9 protein-coding genes and 2 pseudogenes are annotated in these 9490 nt (G+C 72.0%); 4 read left to right on the top strand and 7 right to left on the bottom strand.

What is annotated here, in order from left to right; translation table 11 throughout:
• Positions 1-385 precede the first annotated feature (385 nt).
• A pseudogene (locus ABZV31_RS22420) lies at positions 386-1084 on the top strand (potassium-transporting ATPase subunit KdpA); the annotation flags it as partial.
• A gap of 60 nt (positions 1085-1144) precedes the next feature.
• Here ABZV31_RS22420 and ABZV31_RS22415 read toward each other — a convergent pair.
• Positions 1145-2671: an amino acid permease gene (locus ABZV31_RS22415; protein ID WP_355896558.1), complete on the bottom strand. Its 1527-nt coding sequence runs from the start codon at positions 2669-2671 to the stop codon at positions 1145-1147.
• Here ABZV31_RS22415 and ABZV31_RS22410 point away from each other — a divergent pair.
• The 3 genes and pseudogenes from ABZV31_RS22410 to ABZV31_RS22400 form a co-directional block, all read left to right on the top strand.
• Positions 2656-2835, top strand: a pseudogene (locus tag ABZV31_RS22410) (VOC family protein); the annotation flags it as partial. The gene ABZV31_RS22415 and the pseudogene ABZV31_RS22410 sit on opposite strands and share 16 nt — an antisense overlap.
• Positions 2836-2934: 99 nt before the next feature.
• Positions 2935-3294 (top strand): DUF779 domain-containing protein, encoded by a 360-nt coding sequence (locus tag ABZV31_RS22405; RefSeq protein WP_355896555.1) that lies wholly within the window; start codon positions 2935-2937, stop codon positions 3292-3294.
• A gap of 75 nt (positions 3295-3369) precedes the next feature.
• Entirely contained in the window at positions 3370-4599 is a 1230-nt protein-coding gene (locus tag ABZV31_RS22400; RefSeq protein WP_355896552.1) for a phosphodiester glycosidase family protein, read from the top strand.
• Between the two features lie 2 nt (positions 4600-4601).
• Here the strand turns inward: ABZV31_RS22400 and ABZV31_RS22395 are convergent, their stop codons facing one another.
• From ABZV31_RS22395 to ABZV31_RS22370, 6 genes are all read right to left on the bottom strand, one after another.
• Positions 4602-4796: a hypothetical protein gene (locus ABZV31_RS22395; protein ID WP_355896549.1), complete on the bottom strand. Its 195-nt coding sequence runs from the start codon at positions 4794-4796 to the stop codon at positions 4602-4604.
• A gap of 102 nt (positions 4797-4898) precedes the next feature.
• The gene (locus tag ABZV31_RS22390) at positions 4899-5762 is read right to left on the bottom strand and encodes a phosphatidylinositol-specific phospholipase C/glycerophosphodiester phosphodiesterase family protein (protein WP_355896546.1); all 864 of its coding nucleotides are present in this window, start codon (positions 5760-5762) and stop codon (positions 4899-4901) included.
• Positions 5763-5979: 217 nt separating this feature from the next.
• Complete coding sequence (locus tag ABZV31_RS22385) at positions 5980-7071, bottom strand: acyl-CoA dehydrogenase family protein (RefSeq protein WP_355896543.1); 1092 nt, start codon at positions 7069-7071, stop codon at positions 5980-5982.
• Positions 7068-8249, bottom strand: a complete 1182-nt coding sequence (locus ABZV31_RS22380) for an acyl-CoA dehydrogenase family protein (RefSeq protein WP_355896540.1) — start codon at positions 8247-8249, stop codon at positions 7068-7070. The genes ABZV31_RS22385 and ABZV31_RS22380 overlap by 4 nt, the downstream gene beginning before the upstream one ends.
• A complete protein-coding gene (locus ABZV31_RS22375) occupies positions 8246-9223 on the bottom strand; it encodes an NADPH:quinone oxidoreductase family protein (RefSeq protein WP_355896538.1) in 978 nt (325 codons plus the stop codon). The genes ABZV31_RS22380 and ABZV31_RS22375 overlap by 4 nt, the downstream gene beginning before the upstream one ends.
• 86 nt (positions 9224-9309) lie before the next feature.
• Positions 9310-9490, bottom strand: a 181-nt coding sequence (locus ABZV31_RS22370) for a hypothetical protein (protein WP_355896535.1), incomplete at its 5' end; no start/stop codon positions are given.

Raw genomic sequence — 9490 nt, 5'->3', positions numbered from 1 at the left:
GTCGGCTACCTCGCGCCCGCCGTCTTCGAACAGAGATCAACTACGCTGGCCATCGCTGCATGACAACTGGTGTCCACGATCACGGTGGAAGCCCCGCCGAGCAGTTGCGGCGGTTCGCGGACGGTCGTCCGCTCCTCAACGTGGTCACCACCGCAGACACGCCTGGTTCCGCCTCATCCGGCTGATGAGCACGCGCCGACGACTGGCGTTACGTGCCCGCGCCACCAAGCGAAACCGATCAAGCCCGAGGGCAAGGGCGTCCAGCAACGGCCGCGCAGCGCTGGTGAAGCGTGGTGCATCGGCGGTCCCGAGCACGGCCGCAGCACCGTCCCGTCGGCGCTGCGGCCGCGCCCGACAATGGTCGAGCTGAACATCGCGCTCGACCGTGCCTACCCCAAGCAGGGACCCTGATCATGGCGGCCTGGATCCAGGCATCGATCGTTCTCGCCGTAGTGGTCGGACTGCATGTCCCGCTCGGCGACTACATGGCCCGCGCGCTCGACGGCGGAAAGCACTGGCGGGGCGAGAGAGAGCCCTCTACCGCGTCTGCGGAATCGACCCGGACAAGGAACAGACCTGGCGGCACTACCTCACCGCGCTGCTCGCCTTCTCCGGCGTGAGCTTCGCGGCGCTGTTCGCCCTCTTCACCCTGCAGGGCAAGCTGCCCTGGTCGACGGGGCACGAGGGCATGCCGTGGCGGCTCGCGCTGCACACCGCCGTCTCCTTCACGACCAACACCAGCTGGCAGAACTACGCGGGCGAGTCGACCACGGGGCATCTCGCCGTCATGGCCGGCCTGGGCGTCCAGGCGTTCGCGTCGGCGGCGGTCGGCATCTGCGTGGCCGTCGCCCTGGTCCGGGGCCTGGTCCGGGGCCTGGTCCGGCGGTCCACGGACGACCTCGGCAACTTCCGGGTCGACCTGCTGCGCACGACCTTCCGGATTTTGGTCCCGATGGCGGTCGTCGCCGGACTGGTCCTGATGGCGGGCGGTGTCATCCAGAGCCTCGGCTCCGGACACACCGTCACCACCGTTGCGGGCGGCAAGCAGACGATCCTCGACGGACCGGTGGGCTCCTGGGAGCCGATCAAACTGTTCACCGGCGTGCGCGGGGCACACCGGCCGGGTCTGGGGCTCTCAACGGCGTCACAGGCTCAGCCGGTAGGGGAGGACGCAGACGACGACGTCGGTACGGGCCCTCAGCGCGGCGGCCAGCAGGAGGCCGCGCTGGTTCTGCAGGATCTGGTAGCGGCGGTGGAGCGGTTCGACCTCGGGGATGAGGACGGCGATCTGCCGTCCCTCCGCCGCCGCCCGCTGAACGTAGTCGACGACGGGCTGCACGAGCGAGCGCTGCGGGCTGTCGATGATGTCGAGACGTACGCCGGGGCCCCAGCGCGCCCAACTCCCCTCGAGTGACCGGACCTTGTCCGGGTCGCTGTGGACGGCGACCGCGACGACCTCGTGGCCGAGGGCGCGGGCGGCCGTCAGCGCGTGCTGGGTGAGCTTGCTGACCTCGCCGACCGGCACGATGACGAGGGAGTCGGTGACGCGCACCGGCGGCGGAATCTTGCCAAGCCCGAGTTCCAGGCCGACCGCCGTGTAGTACCGCTGGACCCGGGCGAACAGCAGCATGAGCAGCGGCACCGCGACGACCACGACCCACGCGCCTTCGAGGAACTTGGTGGCCAGCAGGACCACGCCCGCGACGGTGGTCAGCACCGCGCCGATCCCGTTGAGCACCGCGTGCCGCAGCCAGCCGGGCGGCCGCTGCCGCGCCCAGTGCCGTACGAGCCCGACCTGGCTGATGGTGAAGCCGATGAACACGCCGATCGCGAACAGCGGGATCATGCGGTGGGTGTCCGCGTTCACGGCGATCAGCAGCATCGCCGCGAGCAGGGCCAGCGCCACCACTCCCCACCGGTAGACGGGCCGTTCCTTGCGCAGACCGAAGAGATGCGGCAGCCGGTGGTCCTTGGCCAGCAGGCTCATCAGCACGGGCAGTCGGCCGAAGCTGGTGTTGGCGGCGAAGGCGAGGGCCAGGGTGACGATGAGGTTGGTCGCGTAGTACGGCCAGCCGGTGCCGTATGCGCCCGCGGTCAGCTGCGCGAGGACGGTCACGCCTTCGCGCGGTGCCACGTGGTCGCGGCGGATCAGCACGGCGAGCCCGATCAGCATCAGCCCGAGCAGTGCGCCCAGCATCAGTTCGGTGCGCTGCGCCCGCTTGACGCGCGGCTCACGGAAGGCGGGCACGCCGTTGGCGATGGCCTCCACCCCGGTCAGCGCGGAGCAGCCGGAGGAGAACGCCTTCAGGAGCAGCAGCAGCCCCAACGCCTCGGTGGCGTGGACGGGCTGGGCATGCCCGACGACCGCCGCGGGGTGGTCGCGCAGCAGACCGAGCACGATGATGCCGAGGATGCTCACGACGAACAGCACGGTGGGCAGCATCAGCACCCGCGCGCTCTCGGCCACACCCCGCAGATTCACGGCCGTGAGCAGTGCGAACCCGGCGAGGCAGACTTCGAGCAGATGCGAGCCGAGCGCGGGGAGGGCGGAGGCGAGACTGGCCGCTCCCGCAGCCAGGCTGACGGTCACGGTCAGCACGTAGTCGACGACGAGGCTGGCCGCCGCGAGGTAGCTCGTCCTGGGCCCGAGGTCCTTCTTCGCCCGCCGCACCGGACCTGAGCATCGAGGTCGACGACGTGGACGCGGCGTACGCCGCCCTGCGGGCGCGCGGCGCGGAGATCGTGCATCCGCTGACCGACGAGGAGTGGGGTGTGCGCCGGTTCTTCGTGCGGGATCCCAACGGAGGGGTGGTCAACGTCCTCAGCCACCGCTGACGCCCGCCGCCGGATGTCGGCGGTCGCTGCAACGTGGTCGCAACCTCCGGGCTGGTTGTCTGGGCCCGGCTTCTTCCGGTGCGGCGAAGGACGGCGACGATGTACGAGGAGACCCCGCGCGTGGAGCTCACTCCCGCGGCCGCCGACCTGGTGCGGCGGCTGAGCGAGGCCCACGGGCCGCTGATGTTCCATCAGTCCGGCGGCTGCTGCGACGGCAGCGCCCCCATGTGCTACCCGGAGGGCGAGTTCCGCACCGGCGGCTCGGACGTGCTGCTCGCGGAGCTGCACATCGAGGGGGTGGACCGGCCGGTGACGTTCTGGATGTCGCGCAGCCAGTACGAGGGGTGGAGCCACACCCGGCTGATCGTCGACGTGGTGCCCGGACGGGGCAGCGGTTTCTCCCTGGAGGCACCCGAAGGAGTGCGTTTTCTCATCCGTTCCCGCGTCATCGGCGCCTGAACACCCCACCGGACACCGCGGTCTGGTGCACTTCCCCTGAGTCCTGGGAAAGTTGACGAGACATCAGGGGGCACTGTGACACGTCCCGACGGACGGCTCAGAACGGCACTGACGGTTCTCGTGGCATGCGGCGCACTGGCCGGTGCGGCCCTGGTGGGGGCGGCACCGGCCAGTGGTGTGCAGCGCGCCGAGAAGATCGCGCCGGGCGTCGAGTACAGCGAGTTCGACCTCGACGCGGCACGCGGGGTGACGCACGCGCACCTGGTCAGCGTCGACCTGAACAACCAGCACGTACGGGTCGATCTGCTGCATCCGGGTGCCGTGGCGGCGCGCGGCGCCGTCTCGGAACTCGCCGCCGCGCAGGGCGCGGTCGCGGGGATCAACGGCGACTTCTTCCACATCACCGAGACCCAGCATCCGGGGGTCGAGGCGACCGGATCGGCCGTGGGTCCGGAGATCGCGGGCGGGCACACACGCAAGGCCGCCGTGCCGCGCGGGCAGCGCTTCGGGCCCGCCCTGCCGCCGGGCACGAGCACCGCGGACGTGCTCGGGGTGGGCACGGACCGCACGGCCCGCCTCGACCGGCTGAGCCTGACCGGTTCGGTGAGCACACCGGAGGGGCAGCTGCAGCTCGGCGGGCTCAACCAGTACGCGCTGCCGGTGGGTTCGATCGGGGCGTACACCTCGGACTGGGGCAGCGTCTCGCGGGTGCGGGCCACCTGCGGCACCGACACCAGCCGTGGCGCGCCGTGCAGCACGGACACCTACGAGGTGACGGTCAGAGGGGGTCAGGTCGTCGGCACGGCCGACGAGCCCGGTGGTGGCCCCATCGCCTCCGGCACCACGGTGCTGGTCGGCCGTGAGGCGGGGGCGCAGCAGCTGCGCAAGCTTTTCGAGGGCGAGCCGGTGCAGGTGCAGCAGCACCTGGTGGCGGCCTCGTCCGGGGTCCCGTACGCCTTCGCCATCGGCGGTTTCCCGGTGCTGCGGAACGGCTCGCCGCTGTCCGGCCTGGACGACGCGACGTCGGCCGTGCGCACCGCGGTGGGCATCGGGGACGGCGGCCACCGCCTGCTCCTTCTCGCTCTCGACGGCGCGTCGGAGTACAGAAGCGGCCTCACCGTCGCCGAACTCGCCTCGGCCCTGCGGAGCCTGGGCGCCACGGACGGCTTCAACCTCGACGGCGGCGGCTCCTCGACGCTGGTCGCCCGGGATCCGGGCGAGGGCGCGGTGAGCGTCCTCAACCACCCGAGCGGGGGCACCGAACGGGCGGTTGCGAACGGGATCGGGGTCTTCTCCGGCTCGTGAAATCAGGGGCGCAGGCTGCTGACGATCTGCGCCGTCGCGGCCAGCCCCTGGTGGATGGTCGGGGCCATGCTGGAGCTGGCCAGGTAGAAGCCGAGCAGGACGCAGACCAGGGCGTGCGAGATCTTCAGCGCGCCGTTGCGCAGGAAGACCACCGCAAGGATCAGGAGCAGCAGCACCACCGAGATGGAAATGGCCATCGTCAACCTCCTCCGCCACGCCCACTTCGCAGCTTTCGGCCGCAAGTGTGGCGTAGCGGAGGGTTCGTCCGGGCGGCTGACGTGTCCGCCGAACGTGTGGTTCTACAGTCGCTCGTGGGCGTCGAGGAACGCCTCCAGGCCGGCGAGGTCGTCCGTGTTGAGGTGGTCGACGCCGGCGGCGAGCAGCTCGCTCCACAGCGCGTCGCGGGCGGGGCCCGCGGTGTCCGGGGTGGCCCAGAAGCGCACCTTCTGCCCGTGCGCGTGCGCCTTCTGGACGATGCCGCGCAGCTTGAGCCGCTCGGCATCCGGGAAGGGGCCGTCGCCGAGCCAGGTGAAGTTCAGCGTCCAGTTGTCGGAGATCAGCGGGACGAAGGAGGCGGGCGCGGGGCTGCCGAGGTCGGTGAGCCGGCCGTCGTAGAAGGCCCGCCGCACGGTCTGCGCCTCCATGGGCGCACGGGCCGCGCGGTCGCCGGAGATGACGGCGGTGACCGGTCCGGGGTGCACGCGTTGGTGGGCGTACGTCGTGAACAGATGCTGGTAGCGCGTCAGGTGCCGGTCGAGTTCCAGGTACGTCGACGAGCCTTCGGTCTTGATGTCGATGAGGAGTTGCAGGGGCCTGCGCCCACCCCGGTAGACCGAACCGTGGTTGGCCTTGACGCGGGCGGCCAGCGGATCGAGGTAGAGGGATTCGAGGGTGCGCCTCGGGTCGAGTTCGACCGGGTCGTGGGCGACGAGGAGCTGGTCGCCGACGAGGTAGATGTCCGCCTCGACGCTGCCGAACCGGTGGTCGAGGGCGTCGAAGAGGGGGCGCGGGTGCTCGTAGTCGTTGTGGGCGTGGGCGTGCCACAGCGGGCGCGGGCCGCGGTGGGCGTCGCCCGCGATCGCGCGCGTGGCGGGCAGCGCGACCGCACCCGCGAGGGCGGCGCCGAAGGTGGTGAGGGCTCTGCGGCGGGTGGTGAGGGCCATGCTCTGCCTCCCTTGACGGGCCGTACGGGACCTCAAGGGAGTATGCGGGCCTGGGGCGTGCAAGAGGCAGGCCAAGACGGCGAGTTGACCGGATGGTCGCCCCGTGTTCACCTCGCTCGCCGCGGGCACACCGGAAAGCCCGCCCCTGGTGGGGCAGGCTTTCCGGCAGGCTTCTCCGGCGGCAGGCTTCTCCGGCGGGCTTCTCCGGGGTGTTGCGTCAGGGGGCTTGGAGGTCGACCAGTTCGGCCAGCGCCTCGCGGTGGGCGCCCGCCGTGCCGTACGCGATCGAGTCCGCCTTGGCCCGCTTCAGGTAGAGGTGGACCGGGTGCTCCCAGGTCATGCCGATGCCGCCGTGCAGTTGCAGCGCCTCCTCGGCGGCGTGGACGGCGACGGGCGCCGCGTAGGCCTGGGCGACGGCGACCGCCACGTCGACGTCCGCGCCGGTGGCGAGCGCGTCCGCCGCGTTCCGGGCGGCGGCGCGCAGGTTGACGACCTCCAGCCACAGCTGGGCGAGCCGGTGCTTGAGCGCCTGGAATCCGCCGACGGGCCGGTTGAACTGCTTGCGCTCCTTCAGGTAGCGCACCGTCTCGGTCAACGCCCAGTCGCCGACGCCGAGTTGCTCGCTGGCCAGCAGCCCGGCCCCGGCGCGCAGGGCCCGTCGTACGGCGGGCTCCGCAGCGCCCAGCCGACGGCCTGGCGCACCCTCGAAGACAACCTTCGCCACCGGCCGGGTCAGGTCCAGGGACACCTGCGGGGTGATGATCACCGCATCCGCGTCGACCGCGTACAGCCCGCCGTCCTCAGCAGGAACCAGCAGGACGTCCGCCACGGCCGCGTCGGCGATCCCGGTCAACTCCCCGTGCAGGGCGCCGTCTTCCAGCCGTACGGCCGGGAAGCCGGCGTTCGATGCGGTGTGCAGTCCGACGGCGAGCGCCCCGATCGTCCGTCCGGACGCCAGCCGGGCCAGTAGCTCCGCCGCCTCGTCGCCCGCGCAGGCCAGCAGCGCCTCGGTGGCGACGACGGCGCTCGTCAGATACGGAACGGGCGCGACCGCACGTCCCAACTCCTCCAGGACGACGGCCACTTCGCGATGGGTAGCGCCCTGGCCGCCCTGTGCCTCCGGCACCAGGAGGCCGGCGAGGCCCATGCCGTCGGCGAGCGACTTCCACAGTGCGAGGTCGTGCGGGGCGTCCGACTCGATGCGCGCGATCACGCCCGCCGGGTCGCAGTGGTCGGTGAGCAGGTCCCGGACGGCGGCGCGCAGCGCCTCTTCCTCCTCCGAGTACAACAGGTCGGGCTGTGTGCTCATCGGGCCAGGTCCTTCCATGCGACGTCCTTGTCGGTGCGCGGCTCCGCGGGCAGGCCCAGGACGCGCTCGGCGACGATGTTCAGCAGGACCTCGTTGGTCCCGCCCTCTATGCTGTTGCCCTTGGAGCGCAGGTAGCGGTAGCCGGCGTCGCGGCCCACGAAGTCCACCAGCTCGGGGCGGCGCATGGTCCAGTCGTCGTACAACAGGCCCTCTTCGCCGCGGAGTTCGATCTCCAGGCCGCTGATCTCCTGGTTGAGGCGGGCGAAGGCGAGTTTCATGCCGGAGCCCTCCGGGCCGGGCTGACCGGCCACGAGCTGCTGACGCAGGCGCTCGCCGGTGAGGCGGGCGACCTCGGCCTCGACCCACAGCTTCAGCAGCCGCTGGTGGAGGTCGTGGGTGCGCAGTTCGGGGCGCTCGCGCCAGGTCTTCGCGACCGGGCCGATCATGCCGCCCTCGCGGGGCAGCCGCATACCGCCGATGGAGACGCGCTCGTTCATGAGCGTGGTCTGCGCGACCCGCCAGCCGTCGCCCACCTCGCCGAGGCGGCGCGCGTCCGGAATGCGGACGTCGGTCAGGAAGACCTCGTTGAACTCGGCCTCGCCGGTGATCTGGCGCAGCGGCCGCACCTCGACGCCCGGATCGGTCATGTCGCAGATGAAGTACGTGATGCCCTGGTGCTTGGGCACGTCCGGGTCGGTGCGGGCGATGAGGATGGCCCAGCGGGCGACATGGGCGCTGGAGGTCCACACCTTCTGCCCGTTGACCACCCACTCGTCGCCCTCGCGGACGGCGCGGGTGCCGAGGGCGGCCAGGTCGGAGCCGGCGCCGGGCTCACTGAACAGCTGGCACCAGACCTCCTCCCCCACCCACAGCGGCCTCAGGTAGCGCCGCTTCTGTTCCTCGGTGCCGTAGCGCAGGATGGTCGGCGCGGCCATACCGAGGCCGATGCCGATGCGCCGCGGGTCGTTGTCGGGGGCGCCCGCGGCCTCCAGCTCGGCGTCCACGACGGCCTGGAGGGAGCGCGGGGCGCCGAGGCCGCCGAGGCCCTCGGGGTAGTGGACCCAGGCAAGTCCGGCGTCAAAGCGGGCCTTGAGGAAATCGACCCGGTCAGTGGTGGCGGGCGGGTGCGCGGCGAGCAACTCCTGGGTGCGGCGGCGCAGTTCCTCGGCCTCGGTCATGCGGTGGCTCCGTTCTCCAGCGGGGGCAGGACGGCGATCCGGCCCGTGGTCACGCCGTCGGCGACGCGCTGGACGGCGGCCGCAGCCCCGCCCAGCGGTACGCGCTCGCTCACCAGCGGCTTGATCGCGCCGCGGGCGGCCAGTTCGGTGAGCTGTTCGTGGCAGTGCTGGACCAGCTTGGGGTTCTTGGTGTTGTACAGGCCCCAGTGCAGGCCGAGGATCGAGTAGTTCTTCACCAGGGCGTGGTTGAGCGCCGGGCTGGGGATGGTCCCGCTCGCGAAGCCGACGACGACGATCCGGCCCTCGAAGGCGACGACCTTGGCGGACTGGGCGTAGGCCTCGCCGCCGACCGGGTCGTAGATCACGTCGGCGCCCCGGCCGCCGGTGGCCTCCTTCACCGCCGCGATGACGTCCTGGCTGCGCCGGTCGACCACGACGTCGCAGCCCAGCTCCCGTGCCACTGCGGCCTTGTCGGCGCCACCGACGACACCGATGACCGTGGCCCCGGCCGCCTTTCCGAGCTGCACGGCCGCGCTGCCGACCCCTCCGGCGGCAGCGTGGACGAGCAGCGTCTCGCCGGCCTCCAGGCGGGCCCGGCGGTGCAGGCCGAACCAGCCCGTCTGGTAGCCGATGTGCAGGGCGGCCGCCTCGGCGTCGTCCAGCGCCTCCGGCGCGGGCAGCACGGCGGCGGCCTCGGCGACGGCGTACTCGGCGAAACCGCCGTGGGGCAGCGCCGGGTTGGCGATCACCCGGCGCCCGTCCTCGGTCTCGCCGCAGATCTCCACGCCCGGGGTGAAGGGCAGCGGTGGCCGGATCTGGTACTGGCCGCGGCACAGCAGCGCGTCCGGGAAGTTGATGTTGGCGGCGCGCACCTTGAGCAGGACCTGGCCCTCACCCGGCGTGGGCGGCTCGACCTCCTCCAGCCGCATCACCTCGCTCGGCTCGCCGTTCTCATGCACTTGCCATGCCTGCATGCGCCGCCTCCACGGGACTGCGTCGTCTGACCGGGGTCGACCGCATACTAAGCGGTCGCTTGCCCATGAGGGAACAGTCACGTGCGTCACGCCGACAGGAACAGGACGTCAGGAGTGAGCGGGCCCCGCCGCACGCCCCGGCCCCGCCGCACGCCCGAGACCCGCCGCACGCCCGAGACCCGCCGCACGCCCGAGACCCGCCGCCCGCCCGAGCCTCGCCCCACGTCACGCACGCCTGGGCCGCCCCCGTCCCGGCCCCGCCGCAGT

This window comes from Streptomyces sp. NPDC005202 (genome assembly GCF_040608235.1).
Taxonomy (GTDB): Bacteria; Actinomycetota; Actinomycetes; order Streptomycetales; family Streptomycetaceae; genus Streptomyces.
This window is presented reverse-complemented; position numbering and strand designations above follow the sequence as displayed.

What these genes read in the sequence shown, in the direction of transcription:
- ABZV31_RS22395 (WP_355896549.1), bottom strand. Translation starts at nt 4,796, where the DNA reads ATGGCCATTTCCATCTCGGTGGTGCTGCTGCTCCTGATCCTTGCGGTG.
- ABZV31_RS22375 (WP_355896538.1), bottom strand. Translation starts at nt 9,223, where the DNA reads ATGCAGGCATGGCAAGTGCATGAGAACGGCGAGCCGAGCGAGGTGATG.
- ABZV31_RS22405 (WP_355896555.1), top strand. Translation starts at nt 2,935, where the DNA reads ATGTACGAGGAGACCCCGCGCGTGGAGCTCACTCCCGCGGCCGCCGAC.
- ABZV31_RS22385 (WP_355896543.1), bottom strand. Translation starts at nt 7,071, where the DNA reads ATGAGCACACAGCCCGACCTGTTGTACTCGGAGGAGGAAGAGGCGCTG.
- ABZV31_RS22380 (WP_355896540.1), bottom strand. Translation starts at nt 8,249, where the DNA reads ATGACCGAGGCCGAGGAACTGCGCCGCCGCACCCAGGAGTTGCTCGCC.
- ABZV31_RS22390 (WP_355896546.1), bottom strand. Translation starts at nt 5,762, where the DNA reads ATGGCCCTCACCACCCGCCGCAGAGCCCTCACCACCTTCGGCGCCGCC.